This window comes from Bacillus sp. SIMBA_005 (genome assembly GCF_046535585.1).
In the GTDB taxonomy this organism is placed as follows: Bacteria; Bacillota; Bacilli; order Bacillales; family Bacillaceae; genus Bacillus; species Bacillus pumilus.
In genome coordinates, this window is record NZ_JAWRWI010000004.1 from 338,760 (window position 1) to 361,829 (window position 23,070).

General features: G+C 42.7%; 26 protein-coding genes and 1 riboswitch. Of the genes, 7 read left to right on the top strand and 19 right to left on the bottom strand.

What is annotated here, in order from left to right:
- Positions 1 to 37: 37 nt before the first annotated feature.
- Positions 38 to 334 carry a post-transcriptional regulator gene (locus tag SB660_RS09025; protein ID WP_003216788.1) on the bottom strand — a complete coding sequence of 99 codons (297 nt, stop codon included), beginning with the start codon at positions 332 to 334 and terminating at the stop codon, positions 38 to 40.
- Between the two features lie 115 nt (positions 335 to 449).
- Here SB660_RS09025 and spoVB point away from each other — a divergent pair, with 115 nt between their 5' ends.
- Positions 450 to 2,000 carry a stage V sporulation protein B gene (gene spoVB, locus SB660_RS09030; RefSeq protein WP_410582206.1) on the top strand — a complete coding sequence of 517 codons (1,551 nt, stop codon included), beginning with the start codon at positions 450 to 452 and terminating at the stop codon, positions 1,998 to 2,000.
- A 1-nt stretch (position 2,001) separates the two neighbouring features.
- Here the strand turns inward: spoVB and SB660_RS09035 are convergent, their stop codons facing one another.
- Positions 2,002 to 2,664, bottom strand: coding sequence for a DUF421 domain-containing protein (locus tag SB660_RS09035; protein WP_144486751.1), 663 nt, complete (start codon positions 2,662 to 2,664; stop codon positions 2,002 to 2,004).
- A 165-nt stretch (positions 2,665 to 2,829) separates the two neighbouring features.
- Between SB660_RS09035 and SB660_RS09040 the strand changes: the two genes are divergently transcribed.
- Positions 2,830 to 3,207: a TIGR04086 family membrane protein gene (locus SB660_RS09040; protein WP_058014554.1), complete on the top strand. Its 378-nt coding sequence runs from the start codon at positions 2,830 to 2,832 to the stop codon at positions 3,205 to 3,207.
- A 51-nt stretch (positions 3,208 to 3,258) separates the two neighbouring features.
- Here SB660_RS09040 and yajC read toward each other — a convergent pair whose 3' ends face one another.
- The 7 genes from yajC to SB660_RS09075 all read right to left on the bottom strand — a co-directional run bounded on the left by yajC (position 3,259) and on the right by SB660_RS09075 (position 8,276).
- Positions 3,259 to 3,525, bottom strand: a complete 267-nt coding sequence (gene yajC, locus SB660_RS09045) for a preprotein translocase subunit YajC (protein ID WP_003216659.1) — start codon at positions 3,523 to 3,525, stop codon at positions 3,259 to 3,261.
- Positions 3,526 to 3,573: 48 nt separating this feature from the next.
- Entirely contained in the window at positions 3,574 to 4,719 is a 1,146-nt protein-coding gene (gene tgt, locus SB660_RS09050; protein WP_003216540.1) for a tRNA guanosine(34) transglycosylase Tgt, read from the bottom strand.
- 30 nt (positions 4,720 to 4,749) lie between these two features.
- Positions 4,750 to 5,778: a tRNA preQ1(34) S-adenosylmethionine ribosyltransferase-isomerase QueA gene (gene queA / locus SB660_RS09055; RefSeq protein WP_169056884.1), complete on the bottom strand. Its 1,029-nt coding sequence runs from the start codon at positions 5,776 to 5,778 to the stop codon at positions 4,750 to 4,752.
- Positions 5,779 to 5,812: 34 nt separating this feature from the next.
- Complete coding sequence (locus SB660_RS09060; protein ID WP_012010741.1) at positions 5,813 to 6,013, bottom strand: DUF2905 domain-containing protein; 201 nt, start codon at positions 6,011 to 6,013, stop codon at positions 5,813 to 5,815.
- On the bottom strand, positions 6,006 to 7,010 hold the full coding sequence (gene ruvB / locus SB660_RS09065; RefSeq protein WP_050943663.1) for a Holliday junction branch migration DNA helicase RuvB: 1,005 nt from the start codon (positions 7,008 to 7,010) through the stop codon (positions 6,006 to 6,008). Before ruvB ends, SB660_RS09060 begins: the two co-directional genes overlap by 8 nt.
- 11 nt (positions 7,011 to 7,021) lie before the next feature.
- Positions 7,022 to 7,627 (bottom strand): Holliday junction branch migration protein RuvA, encoded by a 606-nt coding sequence (ruvA, locus tag SB660_RS09070; RefSeq protein WP_058014551.1) that lies wholly within the window; start codon positions 7,625 to 7,627, stop codon positions 7,022 to 7,024.
- Positions 7,628 to 7,775: 148 nt separating this feature from the next.
- Complete coding sequence (locus tag SB660_RS09075) at positions 7,776 to 8,276, bottom strand: intercompartmental signaling factor BofC (RefSeq protein ID WP_176372696.1); 501 nt, start codon at positions 8,274 to 8,276, stop codon at positions 7,776 to 7,778.
- 238 nt (positions 8,277 to 8,514) lie between these two features.
- Here SB660_RS09075 and SB660_RS09080 point away from each other — a divergent pair, with 238 nt between their 5' ends.
- Entirely contained in the window at positions 8,515 to 9,159 is a 645-nt protein-coding gene (locus SB660_RS09080; protein WP_410582210.1) for a protein kinase family protein, read from the top strand.
- Between the two features lie 33 nt (positions 9,160 to 9,192).
- Here the strand turns inward: SB660_RS09080 and SB660_RS09085 are convergent, their stop codons facing one another.
- Positions 9,193 to 9,375, bottom strand: coding sequence for a hypothetical protein (locus SB660_RS09085; RefSeq protein WP_003216799.1), 183 nt, complete (start codon positions 9,373 to 9,375; stop codon positions 9,193 to 9,195).
- Between the two features lie 192 nt (positions 9,376 to 9,567).
- Between SB660_RS09085 and SB660_RS09090 the strand changes: the two genes are divergently transcribed.
- A complete protein-coding gene (locus tag SB660_RS09090) occupies positions 9,568 to 9,714 on the top strand; it encodes a hypothetical protein (protein WP_180310435.1) in 147 nt (48 codons plus the stop codon).
- 35 nt (positions 9,715 to 9,749) lie between these two features.
- Here SB660_RS09090 and thiC read toward each other — a convergent pair whose 3' ends face one another.
- Complete coding sequence (thiC, locus tag SB660_RS09095) at positions 9,750 to 11,510, bottom strand: phosphomethylpyrimidine synthase ThiC (protein ID WP_061408803.1); 1,761 nt, start codon at positions 11,508 to 11,510, stop codon at positions 9,750 to 9,752.
- A gap of 128 nt (positions 11,511 to 11,638) precedes the next feature.
- A riboswitch (TPP riboswitch) is annotated at positions 11,639 to 11,747 on the bottom strand.
- Positions 11,748 to 11,984: 237 nt separating this feature from the next.
- Here thiC and SB660_RS09100 point away from each other — a divergent pair.
- Positions 11,985 to 12,617 (top strand): LysE family transporter, encoded by a 633-nt coding sequence (locus SB660_RS09100; protein WP_410582213.1) that lies wholly within the window; start codon positions 11,985 to 11,987, stop codon positions 12,615 to 12,617.
- A gap of 46 nt (positions 12,618 to 12,663) precedes the next feature.
- Here the strand turns inward: SB660_RS09100 and SB660_RS09105 are convergent, their stop codons facing one another.
- From SB660_RS09105 to nadB, 5 genes are all read right to left on the bottom strand, one after another.
- Entirely contained in the window at positions 12,664 to 13,281 is a 618-nt protein-coding gene (locus SB660_RS09105) for a YhcN/YlaJ family sporulation lipoprotein (protein ID WP_058014548.1), read from the bottom strand.
- A gap of 133 nt (positions 13,282 to 13,414) precedes the next feature.
- The gene (gene safA, locus SB660_RS09110; RefSeq protein ID WP_410582215.1) at positions 13,415 to 14,710 is read right to left on the bottom strand and encodes a SafA/ExsA family spore coat assembly protein; all 1,296 of its coding nucleotides are present in this window, start codon (positions 14,708 to 14,710) and stop codon (positions 13,415 to 13,417) included.
- A gap of 131 nt (positions 14,711 to 14,841) precedes the next feature.
- A complete protein-coding gene (gene nadA, locus SB660_RS09115; protein WP_410582217.1) occupies positions 14,842 to 15,951 on the bottom strand; it encodes a quinolinate synthase NadA in 1,110 nt (369 codons plus the stop codon).
- Positions 15,938 to 16,801: a carboxylating nicotinate-nucleotide diphosphorylase gene (gene nadC, locus SB660_RS09120; protein ID WP_410582219.1), complete on the bottom strand. Its 864-nt coding sequence runs from the start codon at positions 16,799 to 16,801 to the stop codon at positions 15,938 to 15,940. Before nadC ends, nadA begins: the two co-directional genes overlap by 14 nt.
- Positions 16,783 to 18,357, bottom strand: a complete 1,575-nt coding sequence (gene nadB / locus SB660_RS09125) for an L-aspartate oxidase (protein WP_410582221.1) — start codon at positions 18,355 to 18,357, stop codon at positions 16,783 to 16,785. The genes nadC and nadB overlap by 19 nt, the downstream gene beginning before the upstream one ends.
- Before the next feature lie 94 nt (positions 18,358 to 18,451).
- On the opposite strand from nadB, the gene SB660_RS09130 reads away from it, so the two are divergent.
- Together SB660_RS09130 and SB660_RS09135 are read left to right on the top strand one after the other, a co-directional pair.
- On the top strand, positions 18,452 to 19,594 hold the full coding sequence (locus SB660_RS09130) for an IscS subfamily cysteine desulfurase (RefSeq protein ID WP_410582223.1): 1,143 nt from the start codon (positions 18,452 to 18,454) through the stop codon (positions 19,592 to 19,594).
- 3 nt (positions 19,595 to 19,597) lie between these two features.
- A complete protein-coding gene (locus SB660_RS09135) occupies positions 19,598 to 20,140 on the top strand; it encodes a transcription repressor NadR (RefSeq protein ID WP_058014543.1) in 543 nt (180 codons plus the stop codon).
- Between the two features lie 228 nt (positions 20,141 to 20,368).
- Here the strand turns inward: SB660_RS09135 and pheA are convergent, their stop codons facing one another.
- The 3 genes from pheA to obgE are packed head-to-tail and all read right to left on the bottom strand — an operon-like array spanning position 20,369 to position 23,051.
- Positions 20,369 to 21,247 carry a prephenate dehydratase gene (gene pheA, locus SB660_RS09140; protein ID WP_410582225.1) on the bottom strand — a complete coding sequence of 293 codons (879 nt, stop codon included), beginning with the start codon at positions 21,245 to 21,247 and terminating at the stop codon, positions 20,369 to 20,371.
- Between the two features lie 18 nt (positions 21,248 to 21,265).
- Positions 21,266 to 21,709, bottom strand: a complete 444-nt coding sequence (locus SB660_RS09145) for an ACT domain-containing protein (protein ID WP_003216269.1) — start codon at positions 21,707 to 21,709, stop codon at positions 21,266 to 21,268.
- A gap of 55 nt (positions 21,710 to 21,764) precedes the next feature.
- Positions 21,765 to 23,051 carry a GTPase ObgE gene (gene obgE / locus SB660_RS09150; RefSeq protein ID WP_012010757.1) on the bottom strand — a complete coding sequence of 429 codons (1,287 nt, stop codon included), beginning with the start codon at positions 23,049 to 23,051 and terminating at the stop codon, positions 21,765 to 21,767.
- Positions 23,052 to 23,070 lie beyond the last annotated feature (19 nt).

Sequence of the window (23,070 nt, forward strand, 5' to 3'; positions counted from 1 at the left end):
TATTTCCTCCTTAAACACCTGAATCCATTAAGATGGCTTATTTCAACAGTTCATCTAGCATATTCTTGCCATCTTCACTGTCCAAAAAAGCAGACGTTTTAAACGACTGAACGGTTGCATAGTTCATAAATTCGCCAATTTTCACAGATAAAATATCTGCAACCATTTCATGAATCGGATACTCTTGTTTTTTCTTCCACTTCTTATTCTCTAAGTATGACCATAATTCCTCTAAATCTACATCTTTATAGCCCAAAACGATGAATTCTTCAAGCTTACTGAACAGAAAAGGCTTTAAATGGTCTTTGTAAATTGCAGCCGGATGTTGTGTCAATGGGATGCTCCCCCTTTTCAGTTTTTATCGAGAGACTTGTCATGCTTGGACGATATACACGCATATCTTATTGTATATGATTCTATGTCGTTTGAGAAGGCAGGTGATCTTTGATTTGACGAAGCAAACGTTTTTAAAAGGCACGATTATTTTAATTTTAGCAGGTTTTATCACGAGAATATTGGGTTTTGTCAATCGAATTGTGATTGCAAGGTTCATTGGTGAAGAAGGAGTCGGGCTTTATATGATGGCTGCTCCTACCTTTTTTCTCGCTGTGACACTGACACAATTCGGACTGCCTGTCGCTATTAGCAAGCTTGTCGCAGAAGCAGAAGCTCGTGGAGACAAACAGAAAACAAAACGAATTCTTGTCATGTCTCTTGCGATAACAGGGACACTCAGTTTGATATTCACGCCGCTCTTTTTATGGTTTGCACCCATCATGGCAGAAAATATGCTGACAGATCCTAGAACGGTCTATCCACTGCTTGCCATTACGCCCGTTGTCCCAGTCATCGCCATTTCTAGTGTGCTGAGAGGATATTTTCAAGGCAGACAGCAAATGAGCCCGCTTGCCATTTCTCAAGTGCTGGAACAGGCTGCAAGAATTTCTCTAGTAGCCGTATGTACAACAGCTTTTCTTCCGTATGGAATTGAATATGCGGCAGCAGGTGCGATGATTTCATCTGTCATTGGAGAGATGATTTCACTTGCTTATTTACTGATTGCCTTTCGTTATAAAAAGACCATTCGTATTCGAAAACGATTTTTCAAGGCGATTCATGACGGTAAGGACACGTTTAAGCAGCTGATGAGTATTGCCCTGCCAACAACAGGCAGCCGATTTATCGGCAATATTTCGTGGTTTTTAGAGCCGATAGTTGTCGCGCAGAGTCTTGCCATTGCTGGATATGCGGCTGTTGAGGCGACAAGACAGTACGGGGAATTGACTGGTCTTGCGCTGACTCTTTTGACACTGCCAAGCTTCATTACGTATTCACTCTCCACGGCATTAGTCCCGGCGATCAGTGAAGGAATGGAGCAGAACAAACGCAAAACGGTCGAATACCGGCTGAAGCAGGCAATGCGTCTTTGTCTACTCAGCGGAGGTATTTCCTGTATTATTCTTTTCGTTTACGCAGAAGATTTAACGCTCTTTATGTATGGTTCATCCCATGCGGCTATTTATGTGAAATTCATGGCACCATTTTTTCTTCTATATTATTTTCAAGGGCCGCTTCAAGCCGTCTTGCAAGCACTCAATTTGGCTGGTGCGGCGATGACGAATAGTCTGATAGGTGCTGTTGTGAAAACAGGAATGATCTTTGTTCTTGCTTCACAGCCGGGCTTTGGCATTATGGGGGCAGCACTTGCGATATTAATCGGCATCGTCCTTGTCACGCTGCTTCATGCGGCAACTGTCGGTAAAGTACTGCCTATTCATTTACCAATGAAGGAATATGGGATATGTGTTCTTGTGATCATCGGCACTGGGGTGGTGAGCCTTTGGCTGAAATCTCAAATGAACGGATTCTTTTCTGCCCCGATTGAGCTAGTCATGCTGATTTTTGTGACGTGCGCGCTGTATGTCATTCTATTAATCTGTCTCGGTCTAGTGAAGAAAGAAGAGCTGCGCCGCATCCCGTTTATTGGGAAGCTGCTCTAGCTCATCTTTTTTTGATCACTTCATCTTTCAAATCAATATAAAATGTCTTTTGATTAAAGCTGCAGTACGAAATCTGCTCTATATCATGATAGCCCCTTTTGGTCAGCTCATCTTTCAACCATTGTTCATTTTGATTAATTTGCTTCAGGTGATCATGCTGCACAACCCCATCTGCAATAAGTGGCAGCTCAAGCGCAGCATGTGTGCGCTTGTTTTCTTTTTCAACGACGGCGAGCTTTCCAGATGGCTCTAAAATGGCGTAAGAGACATCCTGAATGCTATCGATGTTGTTTTCTCTTAATTGTATGAGCAGGTCATCAAAATTGTATCTCTGTTTTCTCATCGCACCTTCGTCGATTTTCCCATTGATGATGAGCAGGACCGGTTTGCCGTCAAGAAAGCGCCGGACACCTTGGAATTTCAATGAGAGGTAGGCAAGTGTAATTTGAATGAAGGTTAACAGCAGAATCGGCCATACCGTATGTAACATATGATCCTCGACTTCTTCTATAGCGAGAACTGCAATTTCTGCGATCATCATAAAAATGACAAGATCTAAAATGCTCAATTCTCCAATTTCTCTCTTGCCCATTAACCGAAAAATAAACCATATAAGAAAATATAAAATGATTGTTCTCATGGAGATAATCAAGATATCCTGCATGTGATGAAAACCCTCCTTCTCTCACATAGCTTGTGTCAAAACCCTTTATTTATGTAGAAAAGAAAGCCTCTGCTTTTATCGTGAGAAACATGTCTATTTTTTCTTCGCGTTGAATACATTTTAGTAAAAGACAAGCTTCGGTCAATTGGAGAGGAGACGAATCACATGCAGGAAACGAAACAAATTGGAAAAGGGATTTTATCCGGCTTAATGGCCATTTTTATCGTCATGATTGTCACAAGCTTACTTGTATCGCTCATGCTTACCTTCACAAGTATGCAGGAATCATCGTTTAAATGGATGATTATGATTTTGTCCTTTGTGGCACTTTTATTAGGAGGGATCATTTCTGGAGGAAAAGCAAAGGAGCGCGGCTGGCTCATTGGTGCGATCACTTCGCTGATCTTTTCTCTCACTGTATTTTTGTTTCAATATTTAGGGTTTGGAGCAACCTTTTCACCAGAGCAGTTCATCTATCATGGGGCATTTTTAGGAATTTGTATGCTCGGCGGGATGATTGGCGTCAATCTTCGAGGCAAATAAAAAAAGAGCGGATCTATATCGCTCTTTTTTTTATGGCTATGTATCGGAGGATTAGCCTTTGTCAGCTAATTCTCTAATAGCACGACGATCGAAAGTTAAACGGTTGTTCTCGCTAGTTTTGATGACCACTTTTGATTCATCAATGTAGTCGATTTCACCGTGTAAACCACCGATTGTGACGATTTTATCGCCTTTTGATAAAGATTGCTGCATCTGACGCACAGCTTTTTGTTGCTTTTGCTGTGGACGGATTAATAAGAAGTAAAGCACAGCAAACATGACAACAATCATAATGATTGAACCCATACCACCATCCATTCTATTTCACCCCTTTCTAATGCATTGTAAAGCCTTTTCGTTTATGCGTTAAAAGTTTTTCGCATTCGGTTCGTTAAAACCGTAACGCTCAAAAAACTCTTCTTTAAAATCACCTAAACGATCCTCACGGATAGCTTCTCTCACTTGCTCCATTAATTTTAACAGAAAATGAAGATTATGATAAGTTGTTAATCGAATTCCGAACGTTTCATTTGTTTTGATTAAATGTCTAATATAAGCGCGTGTGTAGTTTTTACATGTGTAGCAGTCACAATTTTCATCGATTGGTCTGAAATCACGCTCATATTTTGCATTTTTCACAACAAGACGTCCTTCGCTTGTCATGAGCGTACCGTTTCTGGCAATTCGCGTTGGCAGCACGCAGTCAAACATATCTACACCGCGAATGGCACCGTCAATTAAGGAATCTGGCGAGCCGACACCCATTAAGTACCTTGGTTTGTCTGCTGGTAACAATGGCGTTGTGAACTCAAGTACACGGTTCATCACATCTTTTGGTTCCCCAACAGATAAGCCACCGATGGCGTAGCCTGGGAAATCAAGTGACACGAGATCTTTTGCACTTTGTTTACGAAGCTCTTCGTATTCTCCGCCTTGGATAATTCCAAACAGCCCTTGATCCTCTGGACGCTGATGCGCTTCTAGACAGCGTTCTGCCCATCTGCTTGTCCGCTCTACTGAACGTTTCATGTAATCGTATTCTGCTGGATATGGCGGGCATTCATCAAATGCCATCATAATATCAGAGCCAAGCGCATTTTGGATGTCCATAGCCTTCTCAGGAGAAAGGAACAGCTTATCTCCATTTAAGTGATTACGGAAGTGGACGCCTTCTTCTTCAATTTTTCTAAACTCACTCAAAGAGAATACTTGAAATCCTCCTGAATCGGTCAAAATCGCTCGATCCCAGTTCATAAATTTGTGCAGACCGCCTGCTTCTTTCACAATGTCATGACCTGGACGGAGCCATAGATGGTACGTATTGCTTAAGATGATGCCTGCTTCCATCGCCTTTAGTTCTTCAGGTGCCATCGTTTTAACTGTAGCCAGTGTACCTACTGGCATAAATACAGGTGTGTCAAAGGAGCCGTGCGGTGTATGAACGCGCCCTAGTCGTGCACCTGTTTGTTTGCATGATTTAATGAACTCATAACGTATCGGTAATTGCGACAAAATGAGCCCTCCTGTCTTTGTTGTATGATGTTATTGAATCAGCATGGCATCGCCAAAACTGAAGAATCGGTATTCCTCTTTTACAGCCTCATTGTACGCCTTTAAGACATGCTCTCGCCCAGCTAATGCGCTGACAAGCATGATTAACGAGGATTTGGGCAGATGGAAATTCGTGATCATGCCATCAATTGCCTTGAATGTATAGCCTGGGTAAATAAAGATTGACGTCCAGCCGCTTGACGCTTTGAATTCGCCATCATACGCACTTGCAATGGTTTCTAGCGTTCTCGTTGACGTTGTCCCCACTGAAATAATCCGCCCGCCTTCCTTGCGAACGCGATTAAGCTCTGCCGCTGTTTCTTCATTCATTTCGTAAAATTCCGCGTGCATTTCGTGTTCTTCAATACGATCTGCACTGACCGGACGAAAAGTACCAAGCCCCACGTGCAGTGTAATGAATGCGATGTGCACTCCCTTTGCTTTCAGCGCATCCAGAAGCTCGTTTGTAAAGTGAAGACCAGCAGTTGGAGCAGCAGCGGAGCCGACTTCTTTCGAATACACGGTTTGATAGCGTTCACGATCGTCAAGCTGTTCTTTAATATAAGGAGGCAGCGGCATTTCACCAAGGGATTCAAGTACTTCATAAAAAATGCCGGTATACTGAAACTCAACTTTTCTTCCGCCATGTTCTAATTCTTCTGTACATACTGCTTGAAGCCGTCCATCACCAAATGTGATCACTGTTCCTTTTTTCACCCGTTTGGCTGGTTTTACAAGTGTTTCCCATTTGTCGCCTTCCTCTTGTTTCAAGAGAAGCAGTTCAACTTTTGCACCTGTATCCTCTTTCATTCCAAACAACCGTGCCGGCAGAACGCGTGTATTATTTAAAACGAGACAATCCCCCGTTTGAAAATAATCGGTGATTTGTGAGAATGTATCGTGTGTCATCTCACCCGTTTGTTTGTTTAAGACCATCAGTCTTGATGCGTCTCGTTTTTCAAGCGGTACTTGTGCGATCAATCTTTCTGGTAAATCAAAATCAAATAGTTCTAACTTCATTTCCTTCACCTATTCTGTAGTTAACTAGTTAACGTTATTTCATCCGTCCAAAGATATTCAGTAATATCGTGAGCACGATGCTAATGACAATGCATGTGATCACAGGGAAAAAGAACGTCACATTTCCTTTTTTCACAAAAATATCACCTGGAAGCTTACCAACCAATTGAAATACTAATCCTGCGGCAAAAAGGACACCACCTAAAATCATCAATATTTTAGGGAATTCAGTCACGAATCGGAACCTCCATTTGAAAATGTTCATACGCTTCTCTTGTGACGACCCGTCCTCTTGGTGTTCTTTGCAGGAAACCAATTTGCAGTAAATACGGTTCGTACACATCCTCAATCGTATGTGATTCTTCTCCTATTGTCGCTGAGATTGTATCAAGCCCAACAGGACCGCCTCTAAATTTTTCGATCATACTTAAAAGCAGCTTGTGATCGATATGATCAAGACCAAGCTTATCGACTTGAAGGCGCTCAAGGGCATCTTCCGCAATGTCCTCGGTAATCGCATGATTCCCAAGCACCTGCGCAAAATCTCTTACTCTTCTGAGCAGACGATTGGCAACCCTCGGCGTACCGCGGGAACGTCTTGCGATCTCTTCGGCTGAGCGAAGATCGATCCCAATCTCGAACAGCTCGGCTGTTCTTGAGACAATGTGAGCCAAATCTCTTTGCTCATAGTATTCCAATCTTGCATGTACCCCAAACCTGTCACGAAGCGGCGCTGTTAAAAGCCCGACACGGGTCGTGGCTCCTACAAGTGTAAATGGCGGTAAATCAAGCCGTACAGAGCGCGCTGTATCTCCTTTGCCAATGACGATATCTAAACAAAAATCCTCCATTGCCGGATAAAGCACTTCCTCAATTGAGCGCTGTAAGCGATGAATTTCATCTATAAACAACACATCGCCTGGCTCAAGAGACGTTAAAATCGCCGCCAAATCACCAGGACGTTCAATTGCTGGTCCAGATGTCGTACGCAGCTGAACATTCATTTCATTGGCAATAATCGACGCAAGCGTTGTTTTCCCAAGTCCTGGCGGTCCGTATAAAAGGACGTGATCGAGCGTTTCCTGCCTCATACGGGCAGCTTCAATAAACACGCTGAGGTTATCCTTTACTTTTTGCTGACCGATATATTGGCTAAGTGTCTGAGGCCGCAGACTTTGCTCAATGGCTGATTCATGGTTGTCTGCTTCAGTTGAGACGAGCCGTTCATCCATGAGACATCACCCTATTTCAACATTTTTTGTAAAGCTTTTTTCACATATTGATCGGTTGTGAGATTCTTTTCTTCTTTTAACAACGGAAGAACCTTTTTAATTTCACGATCACCGTATCCGAGAACAGTTAAGGCTTCAAGCGCTTCGTCTAATGCCGTTTGCTGCGTTTCGACCTGAATATGGTCCTCGTGATTAAATAGATTGCCAATCATTTCCGGAACGACATCAGCTAGCTTTCCTTTTAGATCGAGAATGATTTGGCGAGCTGTCTTTTTGCCAACGCCAGGAAACTTAATCAGGAACGCTTCATCTTCACGTTCTATCGCTGAAATGACAGCGCCAGGATCACCGGAAGCAAGAATCGCTAGAGCCCCCTTCGGCCCAATCCCTGTGACATTTAACAGTTTTGTGAACAGCGCTTTTTCTTCTCGTGTTTGAAATCCATATAACGAAAAAGCGTCTTCCTTTATGTAATGATACGTATAAATCGTTTCTTGTTTATTGATTTGATAGATAAACGGGTTTGGGCTATAGACTTGATATCCTACTCCGCCGTTTTCTATGACAACATATTGCGGGCACACATAATCAATGGTCCCTTTTACAAACTCTATCACCGTTTTCACCTCTTTGACTGTTCTTCATTGTAACATAAATCGAGAAGAAAACCGCAATAAAAGTTAACATACGTTCGCTCAATCCATTTTTACGATGACACCACGAAAAACAGCTTGCGGCCTTCACACCAGCAAGCTGTTATACGCTTTAAAACGATATTTCATTTCGGTAAGGCTTCATGACTTCAAGCACATGCTCAAATTCATCCTTTGTTCGAAAAGGAATGCCTTGCTCAAGCTGCTCCTCCACATGACTTTCTAAACGGGACGTATCAATTTGAAAAAAGAGATGAATGGGCTCCGCCCAGCCGTCAGGCCTTCCATGAAATGTAGAAATGACACCGTCCTCTGATAATCCGATATATCCATTTGCTTTGCTTAATGGAGAGATATCATCAATTTGCTTTCTAAAAAGCGCAAAATCCTCTTTCTGTTCTACTAGCGTCCAGCCTTTATACTGCGACCAGAATGTGTCTTTGTCTTCTAATGATGCACGGTGTCTTTCAATACTCACATCTCCGTCTAGATAGACTTTTTCAAGCTGCACGGTGATCGAGTTTGACTGCTTTTGCAAGTGTTCTTTTCCTTCCATATCCGCAGCGAAAAAAAGCACACTTGTCATGATAAGTCCTGTAACGAAACATTTCATCTTCACTTTCACTATTTACACCTCTTTAAAACATGAGATCGATGCATGACATATGTAGTTTGACCCATTTTTCTAAACATTAACCAAATGGATGACATGAATATATGGGAAGAGTCTTTCGTTGTATCCTTCATTCGTAAATGGTATGTTTTATACAATCCATTGCTTTATCGAATGCTCGGTTTTTTCATCATTCGTTTTTCAGCCGCATAAACTGAAACCAAAGAAGGTGAAGTCAATGTCAGAAGTCAAAAAATTAGCCGAATTGATTCAGTATCATGAGGATAAACGTCTTCATAAGCTTGCCTTTAAACCGGCAGAGCTTGAGCTGTGCGGCAAAGGAAGAAGTGCCTATGTCTTTTCATACAAAAAAAACGGCAAGAAAATGGCGTTAAAAGTCTTTTTCCCTTCTTATCAGCATATTGCCCGCAAAGAAGCCGCTATTTATGAAAAACTCTCTGGTTCGTCTTACTACCCTGAGATTTATGAATCTGGGGATCAGTATATTTTAATGGAATATATTAAAGGATATACATTCTATGAATGCCTCACAAAAGGGATTCCTATTAAAAAACAAATGATTGAACAAGTCGATGATGCGCTAGAAGAAGCACGCGAGAAAGGATTGAACCCTTCCGATATCCACCTAAGGAATCTGATCTTAACGAAGGAAGGACAGGTCAGGGTCATCGACGTTGCCCGTTTCACACAAACAAAAGCATGCCATCAATGGGATGACTTAAAAGCCGCTTACGCTTATTATCAAAAACCTTTCTTCCCGAAAAAAGCACCGCGTCTATGGCTTGAAGTGATTGCTTATTTATATAAAAAGAACTGGCTGTCCCGCGGTCAGCTTAATAATCGGAATGATTTTTCTGCATAATGAAAGCCGCTCTTACCGAGCGGCTTTTCTGTGTCAATCTGTTTCAACATGGATGCTATTCACATTTAATAAGTTAATGATTTCATTATTCAGCTTAAACCAATGATTGGCTTCTTCAATTTTCTTATACACATCATAGGTAGCTGGACGTTTTAGCTCGAAATCAAGCACTTCCCCATTGTTCATATGAAATGTTACCTTAAATACTTTCATCATAAGATCACCTTCCACTCTCTCTTGTTAGCTGGCCGAATAGATCGGCTCTTTTCATTCATTCTCTACTTAACTCGTTTCCCCTCCTTCTTTCCTTTCAAACACAAGAAGTTTAAATTTTGTTTAAATTCAAACAACATCTCTATCTCCCCTTCTTTGCAAAGAAGTATATTGTTTAAAAAGGGGGTTTTCTTTATGAAACGGAAAAAGAAACGAACATCACCAGAAAAACAAACAGTCTTGTTTCATTTAACAGATGCCCTCATTCCGAGTCTGGACATGATAGGGGTTGCATTAAAGGCATTTTTCCACCTCTTAAGAAAAGCCTTTTCCGCGATCTGATAAAACCCCGCACAACATGCGTGCGAGGTTCTTTTTTAGGATGAATATATTTGACTTCCTTGACTGATAAACTCCTTCGCCTTCTTCTCCATCTCTTTTTTCACTTCTTCTGATTGATTGCGAATATCATGGGAAATTTTCATGCTGCAAAACTTCGGTCCGCACATCGAGCAAAAATGGGCAGTCTTAGCGCCTTCAGCAGGCAATGTTTCATCATGGAACGCCATCGCTCTTTCTGGATCAAGTGACAGGTTGAATTGGTCCCGCCATCTAAATTCAAACCTTGCTTTCGATAAAGCATCATCGCGCTTTTGAGCAGCAGGATGTCCTTTTGCTAGATCAGCAGCGTGTGCAGCAATTTTATAAGCGATCACACCTTCTCTTACATCTTCTTTGTTCGGCAGCCCTAAATGCTCCTTTGGCGTCACATAGCATAGCATCGCTGTTCCATACCAGCCAATCATAGCTGCGCCGATGGCAGATGTAATATGATCATATCCCGGAGCAATATCTGTTGTAAGAGGCCCTAATGTATAAAATGGTGCCTCTTTGCAAATCTCCATTTGCTTGTCCACATTTTCTTTTATTTTATCCATCGGAACATGTCCAGGTCCTTCAATCATCACCTGAACATCATGTTTCCAAGCGATCTCTGTCAATTCACCTAACGTCTCCAGCTCTGCAAACTGCGCTTCATCATTGGCATCAGCTATTGATCCTGGTCTAAGCCCATCTCCAAGTGAAAAGGCAATATCATACGTTTTCATAATCTCACAAATATCTTCGAAGTGGGTATAAAGGAAATTCTCTTGATGATGAGCAAGACACCACCTTGCCATAATGGCACCGCCTCTTGAAACAATACCAGTCACTCGATCGACTGTCAGCGGAATATACCTTAAACGCACACCCGCATGAATCGTGAAGTAGTCTACTCCTTGCTCTGCTTGTTCAATTAACGTGTCTCTGTACACGTCCCACGTCAAATCTTCTGCTACGCCATTCACTTTTTCAAGCGCCTGATAAATGGGAACAGTTCCTACTGGGACCGGGCAATTCCGTATGATCCATTCCCTCGTTGTATGAATGTCCTTTCCTGTAGACAGATCCATCATGGTGTCTGCACCCCATCTGATCGCCCATGTCATTTTTTCAACTTCCTCATCAATTGATGATGTCACAGCTGAATTGCCAATGTTCGCATTGATTTTGACATGAAAATGCCTTCCGATAATCATCGGTTCACTTTCAGGATGGTTAATATTCGCTGGAATGACGGCTCTTCCGCTCGCTACTTCCTCTCTCACGAACTCAGGGCTTAACTCTTCTCTTAACGCGATGAACTCCATTTCAGGCGTTACAATACCTTTTTTTGCATAATGCATTTGCGTTACACAGGCACCTTTTTTTGCGCGAAGCGGCTCATGATGAAAATCAGTATGAACATGTTGATGAGACGCTTTCTCTTTGGAGCGATATCCGTTATCTTCAGGTTTTACATGACGTCCTTCATACCTTTCTATATCCCCTCTTTCTTCGATCCATGCAGCTCTCAGACGGTTAAGCCCCTTTGTCACATCGATATGGGCACGCTCATCGGTGTAAGGTCCACTTGTATCGTACACACGAATCGGTTCATTTTGAATGTTTCCCGCCTGCGTCACGGTTTGCGTGAGGGCAATTTCTCTTTTTGGCACTAAAATGTCAGGTCTTGACCCTTTCTCATACACCTTTCGGCTGCCATCAAAGCTTGATAATAACGATTGAGTTGTTGGAGTATTTTCCTTTTCTTTCATTTGCTGTTCTCTCCTTCTCTTCTTGTCACCGGACAGGATGGAATCAGCACCAGCAAAAAACCAGGCTCTATGAAAAGAACCTGGTTTCGTCGTTAGAAATAAACATGAATGTCATCCATAAATGACACATGTATCATCTTCAACTTCCCCACGCTGGTACGAGCCAGATCAGGTCCAAAGGGTTAAGAAGCTTATACTTCTCTCTCAGCCCAGCCGCGGGCACCCCTAGTCACATTTATTTATTTCCACAACAGTGTAGCATAGAGATGCCATGAAAAAAAGAAGTTTTAGGAAAATAGTTCCTTTCCACTACAAAAGAGATACAGCGAGTTTAATATACACCTTTATATACATCATCCATCCCAAACGTTTAAATAAAAACTGAAATAATCATTGATCCTTTTCTCCTATTATGTATAATTAATCTAAACGGAGAATTTTTATACAAACTTTTTCAAAGGAAGTTCTAGTCGATTGCAAACATTTCTCACATTTATCGTCGTAGGATTCTCAATTGCTCTGCCAGTTGGAGCGATCACGGTTGAAATGACAAAACAGGGATTAAAAAACGGCTTCTTTCATGGTTTAACTGTAGGAGCAGGCGGCATGACCATCGATCTCCTGCTTATTTTGGCTTTATATGCTGGATTTGCTCAGTTTTTATCACTGCCATTTGTCCAAATCCCGCTCTGGCTGATCGGAGCTATCTTCTTAATGATTCTCGCATACGATTCCATTAAGCATGCGGATCAAGACATCCATTTAGCTGGCGAAAAAGTCAATAAATCTTTCGCAAAAACGTACAGAAACGGCTTGCTTGTTGCGGTTTCTCCTGGAAACCTTGTGTTCTGGGTTTCTGTATTCGGAGCTGTACTGGCAGATGCATATACAAAAACAGATTCATCTGAATTTATGCTGGCATCAGGCGGTATTTTGGCAGGGATTCTCCTTCATGACATCGGTCTTCTCACCCTTGTATCCTTAACAAGAAAAGTGATGAATCGAACGATGATCAAATGGACATCCATTATTGCTGGTATTTTATTACTTGGGTTTGGCTGTTATTTCTTTTACGAATTCTATATAGGCATTAAGGTTTATTTTTAAGAAAAGGCTAAAGTTCTTGAGGAACTTTAGCCTTTTTATTCTCTAACTATCGAGTCATGCCTGTTTGACCTGTTTCAAATTGTGTTCTTCTCATATCTCTAAAGCGTGTGAAAGCCCCCTCATCTTTAATGACTTGGACAGCTCTTCCATCCGCATAACGAGTCGCTGCTTCTTCCACTTGTGATACGCCCTCTGATGTCAGACGTCCATCTGATTTAATGGCAATATACACGTTTTCATCTGTTACCATCACCTGTGAGTCTGCAACGTGGTTCATTTTATTGACGCGATTGGCAATTTTTCTTGAACGCTGCACGTTCTCTTGTTTATCGTAGCCAGAGAACGACATTTGGTTATGATAGTTCATATCTCCATGACTGTAGCGTCCATCTCCACCTGCGAGAGGCGTTCGATCATCTGCTTGAGGACGGGTGCGATAATCAACATTCGTTGTATTCCCACCGTTCATTCCCTCCATGAGTTCAGAAACTGGCCCTTGATGATCTTGGTGATTGTCATCCGCTCGGTTATTCGAATGATATCCGACTGGCTGACCTGATTGATTATGACGTGTATCTACACCTGCATTGTCATTTGTACCACATGCCGTTAATCCAATAGGAAGAAGCACTAATGCGATCGTTTTTTGCCATTTTTGTCTCAAACGAAAAACCCCCTCTACAAATTCAATCTCATGAGCGCGAAACAGGCTCTGTTTTAGCATGTACAGTTTGAGAAAAAATCAAGCTGTCAGTTATAAACAAAAAAAGGAACGATTGAGATCGCTCCTTCTGTTATTACTCTTCTTCGTCTTCCTCTGGTCTTGCAAAAACAGATTGACCTGGATATGGCTGCATATAAGGCTGAGCTGGATAAGCTCCCATTTGGCCATAAGGTACAGGATTCGGGTAATGTCCTGGCCACGGCTGATGCTGCTTCATGCCATCATCACATCCGCAGTCTTCCTTGCCATAAGCTTCATTTGAAACATTTGGATAAAAGCCTTGATTCACGTTCGCATTGACGTTGGCGTTGGCATTGGCATTTGGATGCATATGGTGGTGCCAGTGATGCCCGTCGTTTGCATGATGTTCATAATGTTCTCCGTAATAAGCTGGCGCTTGATACGCAGGATAATACGGCTGCGCTGGGTACGGATATGGCATCATGTGATGGTGATAATATGGCTGGACAGGATAGCAAAGACCTGACCCTGGTAAAATTGGCGATGCTGGCACCATTTGCTGCGGATATGGATACATTGCCGGCATGTAATGCCCATGACCATAATAAGGATCATATGCGTCATGATGCTGGTGATGGTGATGATGTTCCTTATTCTCAGCCATTCCCCCTACCGCTGCGCCTCCTACATTCGGCATTTGCGGGAGATTAGGAAGGTTTGGGTAATTGCTGTGCTCCATATCTTTTCCCTCCTCCTTTTGATGCGGAATATGAATAAACGGATCATATCCCTTTGCCACTTCATCTTTTAAATGACCTTTATTTTCATGATGGAAATGGTCCTTGTTATCTTGATAGCCCTTATTTTCATGATGGAAATGGTCCTTGTTATCTTTATGCCCCTTATTTCCATCATGAACATGATCTTTATGATCCTTTTTGTCATGAACATGATCTTTCTTTTCATGAACGTGATCTTTTTTCTCATGATGTTCTTTTTTGGGAGGAGGCGTAAATGGCTGGTAGAGATTGGTCTGATAATAGTTCACATCGACTTGCGGAAAAACTGGCTGCTCGATCTTTGGCACTGGCGGTACATAAGGTACAGGTTCGTTTGGCTTTTCTTTCGGCTTCGTATCTTGCACTTGCACGACATCTTTTGGCTTTTCTTTCACATACGGATGTTCTTTTGGTTTTGGCATTTCTTTTGATTTTGGCATTTCTTTTGCTTTGTGATGATCTGTTTTTACAGGAACACCACTTGATGGAATCTTGATCTTCATACCCGGCATGATCAAATCTGGGTTACTGAGCTGTGAATTTAGTTTTTTCAATTCTTGAAAGTCGACTCCATATTTCTTTGAAATTTTCCAAAGGGAGTCTCCTTTTTGCACAATATGAATTTTCAACGTTTTCCCCTCCTATGCAAAACGTGAACGTAACGGTTATGTCAGAAGTACAATATGTTTCACCATAAATTTATGCCTATTTACAAGCCGATATGATAAAAACTTGTTTTCTGATAGGAGGGGCTGATTTATTATTTAATAGCGAGCATTTTATTCAGTGCAAGTAAAGCGTCTTTTGTTGTGTCTTCATTGACTTGAATCAAACCGACCGGATCACCTTTCTCTATGCTTTCTAGTGACCATAGCAAATGAGGGAGATCGATCCGATTCATCGTCAAACATGGACACATATCCGGATTGAGGGATTCAATTTGTTTATCTGGATGCTGATCTATGATCCGCTTGACCAAATTCATCTCTGTTCCAATCGCCCATTTGCTTCCTGCTGGTGCTTCCTTGATCGTATCAATAATAAATTTCGTTGAACCTGCAAGATCAGAAGCCCTGACGACCTCATGGGTGCACTCTGGATGGACAAGGATTTGAATGTTCCGGTCTCTTTTTCTCGTTTCTTCAATATTTTGCACCGTAAATTTCTCATGGACAGAGCAGTGGCCTTTCCATAAAATCATCTTGATGCGGGAAAGCGGCTGATCGGTGATGAGCCTTTCTTCTATTTGATCCCAGACAGCCATTTCTTCAAGTGAAATGCCTAAATCAAAGGCCGTATTACGCCCCAAATGCTGATCAGGGAGAAACAGAATCCGCTCTTTTTGTGTGAGCGCCCACTCCAGCATTTTCTTAGCGTTTGATGATGTCACAGTTGCTCCGCCATGTTTGCCAACAAATGCTTTAATATCAGCTGTTGAGTTGACATACGTAAGTGGAAGGATCGTCTCCCCAAACAGATCAGTCAGCTGCTCCCATGCTCTATCCGTTTGTTTCATGTTCGCCATATCTGCCATTGAACAGCCAGCTCTCATATCTGGCAAAAGAACCTTTTGATTTTTTTTTGACAGCATATCAGCTGTTTCAGCCATGAAGTGAACACCGCAGAACACAATGTACTCCGCTTCCTGATTGTCTGCAGCTATTTGTGCGAGCTGCAATGAATCTCCTGTTGCATCAGCAAATTGGATGACTTCATCCTTTTGATAATGATGCCCTGGTATAAAAAGCTTTGATCCAAAGGCACGTTTAATGTCTACCACACGCTGCTCCATCTCATCAACTGACCGGTGTTTATATTCTTCTGGCATCATCGCTGCATGTTGATTCGCGAGTACATCAAGCAGTGACATGAGTGGTTCCCCCTTTATGACTGAATTCCATATTCATACTAAAATCAAATGCTGGGGCAGAATGTGTCAGAAAACCGAGCGAAATAAGGTCGACACCTGTCCCTCTGTAACTTGGCAATGTCTCTAGCGTGATGCCTCCTGAAGCCTCAGTCAGAATTGTCTCCGGCGTCATTTGTTTAAAACGTTTTACTTCGTCCGGAGAGCAGTTGTCAAACATGATGACATCGGCTTTTGCATCAATGGCTTCCTTTAGCTGCATTTCTGATTCAATTTCTACTTCAATTTTCACCATATGACCGGCATATGCTCTTGCTTTCTCTACAGCTTCACGAATAGAGCCGCATGCGGCAATATGATTATCTTTGATCATCACCCCATCTGATAAGCCAAAGCGATGATTCTTTCCCCCACCTGTTTTCACAGCGTATTTCTCTAACATACGCAAGCCGGGCGTCGTTTTTCTCGTATCACAAATTGTAATCGACGGGTCCGCTAATCGCTGCACTGCTTCATGTGTTAAAGTGGCGATACCTGTCATGCGCTGCAAGACATTTAAAATGACCCGTTCTCCTTTTAATAAGTCGCTGACTGGTCCCTTTAATTTCGCCAGCACTTCCCCTGAATGAATCCAATCACCTTCTTCAAAAAACAACTCAGCCTCAATCTGTTCATTCAGCAGGCGGTACCCTATGTCAATGACTTGAGAACCTGCTAATACACCCGATTGTTTTGCGATGATATAGGCTGTTCCTTTCTTTTCTCCAAAAATGCCATCAGCTGATACATCTCCAAAACCAATATCTTCTGCGAAAAAATGAGTCAGCATTTGTTTTAACTGTAAACGTTCCATTTAGCACCGATCCTTTCATTTTTCATCATGTGAATGTGACCTTTTTCATGGACAATTTGCACACCCCGCCATAATGCATCATTCCGATTTGGATAATCCATTCGATAATGACCACCTCTGCTTTCTGTACGAAGTAATGCAGACTTCACAAGACAAATCGCTAATGTCCATTGATTGCTTAATTCGATCTGTTCACTTGTGATATCCTTCACATTCATTTGCTGATAAGGGACTTGCTGTAATGTTTGAAGCAAGGTTTTCAGCCCTTTTTCGTCTCTTACAATTGCGGCATATGTCGTCATCCATTGTCTCAACTGATCCTCTGAAATCGCTGGCACAGGCCATATTTCTTGAATTGAGAAAGAGGAGATTGTTTTTTTCTGTTCAGGTATTTCTTCAATTCTCCGTGCCGCTTTGTTTCCTAAAACGAGACCTTCCAAGAGAGAATTACTCGCCAATCGGTTCGCTCCGTGTAAGCCTGTACAGGCCGCTTCTCCGATAGCAAAAAGAGATGGAACCGTCGTTTCTCCATATTCATTCACGCAGATTCCGCCCATTAAAAAATGCATACCAGGGGAAACTGGGAGCCTGCCGCTTGCTATATCAACACCTGCCCGCTCACACATTCCAGCAATTGCTGGAAAACGAACTGAGAAATGTGGAATTTCGCTGATATTGAGATACAGCTCATGACCTAATTGCTGCTCATGAAAAATAGCTCTAGAGACGATATCTCTAGGCGCTAAATCAGCTTGTGGGTGAATGCCTTTCATGATTCTCCTGCCTGTTTCATCTTCTAAATAGGCTCCCTCTCCTCGGACTGCCTCTGAAACGAGACCGACTGCTTTTCCAGCGATCGTCAAGAGGGTAGGATGAAATTGAACAAATTCGAGATCAGTTAATTGTGCACCGGCTCGATAAGCCATCATCAGTCCGTCTCCTGTTACAGAAGGGTCATTTGTGTTTGTTTCATAAAGGGAGCCGCAGCCGCCTGTCGATAAGACAACGGCATCTGCGGTCATGGTATGTACGTGACCTTTCTCATCTTTCCATACCACACCTATGCAGGTTCCTTCATGAACGAGTAAATCAATGACATGGTGATATTCATATAAATGAATATGTGAGCCAAGCTGATTTTTTAAATACTGAACGAGGGTTTTGCCTGTTTGATCTCCTCCTGCATGCAAAATGCGATGAGTCGCATGTGCCCCCTCTTTACCTAATTGCGGCACGCCCGTCTCCGTTTGATCAAATGGACAGCCTTCTTCTACGAGCTGCTCCACCATATGTTTTCCAAGACTGACGATCTCTTGTACCGCCATTTCATCATTGTGATCACAGCCGGCAGCTAATGTGTCTTGTACATGCTGATGAACAGAATCTTGTGCTGAAAAGGCAGCAGCGATCCCTCCTTGTGCAAGCATGGAATTGCTAGAGGAAAATTGTTTTTTTGTCATCATGATGACTTCGCAGCTTGCTGAAATGGTTTTTGCAAAGGAAAGTGCTGCAATACCTGATCCCACCACAATGATTTTTTTAATTGATGACACCATTGCCCCTCCTGTCATTTACACCTGTCTTGACACATATCATTACACAACACTACAATAAATACAAGAAAAAATTTTCACATAGGAGATGGATGGATTGGTTTATTTAGATTACGCAGCTTCTACACCTGTTTCGGAGGAGGCACTGCATGTTTTTCAGCAGCTAAGTAAAGATTGCTACGGGAATGCAAGCAGTCTTCATGATGCAGGCGGAAGAGCAAATGACATACTGACCTACAGCAGACAATCAATCGCTGCCATTCTTGAGGGCGAACCAGACGGTATCTACTTTACAAGCGGCGGAACGGAATCCAATCTTCTTGCGATTCAATCGATGGCAAATGGTCTGCCAGCACACAAGCAGCATGTCATCACAACTTCTGTAGAGCATCCTTCTGTTCATCATGCGGTTAAAAGCTTAGAGCGTCTTGGCGTGAAAGTCACAATCATTGAACCGAATCAAGATGGGATCATCACTCAGGACATTCTCAAAAATGCATTATTACCTGAAACAGGACTAGTATCTATTCAGCATGCTAATTCAGAAACAGGAATTATCCAGCCGCTCGCTGAATTAGCACCCATTTTAAAAGAAAGGCACATTCTTTTTCATACAGATGCCGTGCAAACTTTCGGAAAGATTCGTGTGTCCATCAAGGAGCTTGGGGTTGATGCTGTATCCATCTCTAGCCATAAAGTGTATGCACCTAAGGGCGCTGGTGCTGTCTATATGGGCACTCAAGTTCCTTGGAAGCCTTTATATTCAGGTGCAGTTCAGGAAAATGGCTTCCGCCTTGGAACAGTGAACGTTCCATGTATCGGTGCTTTTGCTGCTGCGAGCGAGCAATTGATGCTTAAGCTAGATGAGCAAAAGCGGCAAAATGAGCAGCTTCGTGATTATTTTCTTCAGCAGCTGAAAATGAGACAGCTTCCTGTTCGTACACTTCACAACAATAGCAATCGCCTTATGCTGCCTCATATTATTGGTTGTTTTTTTGAAGGGTTTGAAGGACAATATGTAATGTTAGCATGTAACCGGCATGGGATTTGTATATCGACTGGAAGCGCATGTGCTTCTGGTTATCATCATCCTTCCCCGGCTGTGAAGGCATTGCACGTATCAGATCGTGATGCTTTTCAATTCATTCGACTATCATTTGGATCGAAGTCATCAAAAGAGGACATCAATCAGCTTTTGCATACATTTGAACAATTGCAAAAGGAGAAGAAAGGAGCATAAGACGTGGAGCAAGAGAGGAAACTCATTGGCGAAGAGAGAAGAAACGCCATTTTAGAGTGGCTGAAAGAAACAGATACCCCACTCACCGGGAGCTTTTTGGCTAAAAAGGCGGCTGTCTCTCGACAAGTAATTGTGCAAGATATCTCACTATTGAAAGCAAAAAACGAACCCATTATTGCCACAAGTCAAGGCTATGTGTATATGGCATCTCAGCATACGCCAGAAAGAGAAATTGAACAAATCATCGCCTGTAAGCATGATCCTGTTCGGACAGAAGAGGAACTGACTTTAATCGTAGATTTTGGGGTGACGGTAAAAGATGTGATCATAGAGCATCCTGTTTACGGTGAACTAACGGCCTCTATTCGCGTCAGCACTCGCAAGCAAGTAGCTGATTTCGTTCATCACATTTCTAACACGGGCGCCTCCTACTTGTCAGAACTAACAGACGGCGTGCATTTACATACACTCACTTCTTACAGTCAAAAACAGCTTGACCAAGCCATCCAAGCGCTTGATGAAGCTGGCTTTTTAATTAAAGACTAAAAAAAATAGTGTCCTGTAAGGGACACTATTTCAGATTGTTGACAAAGGGCTAAAATATACTTGATTTTAGCCCTTTGTCTTCTTTTCAGCGTGATAGAAAACCTTTGAAGTCTAGGAAGGACGAGCACTGGCACGGAGCGAATTTGACATTCGTGAGTACCAGCGCGCAGGACTGACACCGAATGCGAGGGTTTGTCTACACGCTGAAATAGTGTCCTGTAAGGGACACTATTTTTCATTCGTTAGTTCATATGTTTGATAGCTGCCGAGCAATTTGACTTCACAGCCAATCGCTTCTAATTCCTGAATCGCACCAGGGACAAGGACTTCATCCATTTCTTTTTCTATATCTATAATAAACAAATAGTGTCCAAGACCCGTTTTTGTTGGACGAGATTCAATTTTTGACAAGTTGAGATTCCGCCAAGAAAAGGCAGATAACACGCGATGCAATGCACCAGATTGGTCATCCTTTGGCAGACTGACGACAATGGTCGTTTTTGGCTTCGATGAGAACCCAGCATTCATCGGGAACGATGCTTTAGGATCTTTATGTAAAATAACAAAGCGTGTATGATTGTGCGGATAATCATGAATATCTTTTTTTGCAATTGTTAAACCATACGTTTGTGCGGCAATTTCATTGGCAATCGCCCCAGCAGCCTCATCCGGATGCTCACTGATATACTTCGCTGCATAACCTGTTGATTCAACTGGACGATGCGGAATATCTGGGTACTTCTTTTTCAGAAATTGATGACACTGGGCAATTGCATGCGGATGTGATTGGATCACATCTAATGTCTCCCAGCTTTCCGCTCTTGATGGGTGGACAAGCAAATGCTGACGAATCGGTGCTGTCATTTCACCAACAATGGACAGCGCTTCTTCATGAATTAAATAATCAATCGTTAAGTTCACAGATCCTTCGAGTGCATTTTCAAGTGGAACGACCGCCAAATCGACTTCGCCTTTTGATACAGCATCCATACATTGCGGAATCGTTGCATAGGCACGCTGCACTGCATCTGCTGGAAAGCAAGAGCATACGGCCAAATGAGTAAATGTTGCCTCTGGTCCAAAATAACCTACAGTTAATTGCTTCATCTGCTATGATCTCTCCTTTTACGCCCCAGAACCTAGAATTTCAACTTTTTCGACAAATTCAAGTTTTCTTAATTGATTCATGACTGTATTGATATCATCTGCCATACCAGCCGTGCTAATGGATAGGGTGACATTCGCTCTTCCTTGCAGCGGAATCGTTTGGTGAATGGATAGCACATTACAGCCAGAGTCAGCCACAATTTGCAGCAGTCTTGACAGAGCCCCAGACCGATCCTCAAGGTGGAAAAACAATGTGATGATCTGCTCTTTCACCATCGTATAAAATGGAAAAACAGCATCTCTGTATTTATAAAAAGCACTGCGGCTTAAATCCGCTTGTTGAACAGCATCGGCAACTGAATCCGCTTTTTTGCGATCGAGAAGCTTTTTGACTTCAAGCGTTTTCCGCATCGCATCTGGAAGGACATCCTCTCTTACTAAATAGAACGTTTCTTCTTTCACCTGTTTTCTCCCCTTTTAAAAACGGGAGAGCCCATGGACTGGACCCTCCTTTTGATCAATCAATAAATTCAAATTCAAATTCAAGCAGGCGAATGATGTCACCGTCTTGTGCACCACGCTCACGCAAGGCATCATCAACGCCCATTCCGCGCAGCTGTCTAGAGAATCGTTTCACGGACTCATCTCTTGAGAAATCTGTCATCTTAAACAGCCGCTCAAGTGCTTTACCCGTTATGACAAATGTACCGTCAGGATCTCTTGTGATCTCAAATGGTGCATCTCCCTCATCAAACCTGTACATCACGCGGTTATCAGACAGTTCCTCTTCATTATAAAGCGGGAATTCCGGTGTTGTTTCAAGCTGATTAGCGATTTCAAATAAAAGCTCACGAAGCCCTTCTCTTGTAATCGCACTAATTGGGAACACTTTATAGTCATCCGTTAATTTTTCTTTAAATGCCGCTAGATTGTCAGCTGCATCTGGCATGTCCATTTTGTTCGCTACAATGATTTGTGGACGCTCAGTCAATCTCATATTGTACTGCTCAAGCTCTTCATTAATCGTCACATAATCTTCGTACGGGTCACGTCCTTCAAGTGCTGACATATCAATGACATGGACAATGACACGTGTCCGCTCAATGTGGCGTAAAAATTGATGACCTAAGCCAACGCCTTCATGCGCGCCTTCGATCAGTCCTGGCAGATCCGCCATGACGAAGCTTCGATTATCATCTGTTTCGACAACCCCTAGGTTCGGCACAAGCGTTGTAAAATGATAATCCGCAATTTTCGGCTTCGCTGAAGAGACAATTGAAAGCAGTGTCGACTTCCCAACACTTGGGAAACCAACAAGTCCAACATCTGCAAGTACTTTTAATTCTAAGATGACGTCACGTTCTTTACCCGGCTCGCCATTTTCAGAAAGCTGTGGTGCAGGGTTTGCCGGTGTTGCGAAACGTGAATTTCCACGTCCACCACGTCCGCCTTTTGCAATGACAGCCCGCTGTCCATGCTCTGTTAAGTCAGCGAGTACTTGTTCCGTCTCTGCATCCGTCACAACCGTACCGGGCGGAACTTTGACAATCATTTCTTCCGCATTTCGGCCATGCTGGTTTTTACTCATTCCGTGCTCGCCGCGATCCGCCTTAAAATGACGCTTATAACGAAAGTCCATCAATGTTCTGAGTCCTTCGTCTACTTCAAATACCACATCTGCGCCATTTCCACCGTCGCCGCCAGCCGGCCCGCCTTTTGGCACATATTTTTCACGACGGAACGCCACCATACCGTTTCCGCCGTCACCACCTTTAACATACACTTTAACCTGATCTACAAACATAACTTCCTCCGTTTCTCTG

What these genes read in the sequence shown, in the direction of transcription:
- SB660_RS09035 (WP_144486751.1), bottom strand. Translation starts at nt 2,664, where the DNA reads ATGCAGGATATCTTGATTATCTCCATGAGAACAATCATTTTATATTTT.
- SB660_RS09040 (WP_058014554.1), top strand. Translation starts at nt 2,830, where the DNA reads ATGCAGGAAACGAAACAAATTGGAAAAGGGATTTTATCCGGCTTAATG.
- yajC (WP_003216659.1), bottom strand. Translation starts at nt 3,525, where the DNA reads ATGGATGGTGGTATGGGTTCAATCATTATGATTGTTGTCATGTTTGCT.
- queA (WP_169056884.1), bottom strand. Translation starts at nt 5,778, where the DNA reads ATGAAGTTAGAACTATTTGATTTTGATTTACCAGAAAGATTGATCGCA.
- ruvB (WP_050943663.1), bottom strand. Translation starts at nt 7,010, where the DNA reads ATGGATGAACGGCTCGTCTCAACTGAAGCAGACAACCATGAATCAGCC.
- SB660_RS09075 (WP_176372696.1), bottom strand. Translation starts at nt 8,276, where the DNA reads ATGAAATGTTTCGTTACAGGACTTATCATGACAAGTGTGCTTTTTTTC.
- SB660_RS09080 (WP_410582210.1), top strand. Translation starts at nt 8,515, where the DNA reads ATGTCAGAAGTCAAAAAATTAGCCGAATTGATTCAGTATCATGAGGAT.
- SB660_RS09085 (WP_003216799.1), bottom strand. Translation starts at nt 9,375, where the DNA reads ATGATGAAAGTATTTAAGGTAACATTTCATATGAACAATGGGGAAGTG.
- SB660_RS09090 (WP_180310435.1), top strand. Translation starts at nt 9,568, where the DNA reads ATGAAACGGAAAAAGAAACGAACATCACCAGAAAAACAAACAGTCTTG.
- thiC (WP_061408803.1), bottom strand. Translation starts at nt 11,510, where the DNA reads ATGAAAGAAAAGGAAAATACTCCAACAACTCAATCGTTATTATCAAGC.
- nadA (WP_410582217.1), bottom strand. Translation starts at nt 15,951, where the DNA reads ATGTCACTGCTTGATGTACTCGCGAATCAACATGCAGCGATGATGCCA.
- nadC (WP_410582219.1), bottom strand. Translation starts at nt 16,801, where the DNA reads ATGGAACGTTTACAGTTAAAACAAATGCTGACTCATTTTTTCGCAGAA.
- nadB (WP_410582221.1), bottom strand. Translation starts at nt 18,357, where the DNA reads ATGGTGTCATCAATTAAAAAAATCATTGTGGTGGGATCAGGTATTGCA.
- pheA (WP_410582225.1), bottom strand. Translation starts at nt 21,247, where the DNA reads ATGAAGCAATTAACTGTAGGTTATTTTGGACCAGAGGCAACATTTACT.
- obgE (WP_012010757.1), bottom strand. Translation starts at nt 23,051, where the DNA reads ATGTTTGTAGATCAGGTTAAAGTGTATGTTAAAGGTGGTGACGGCGGA.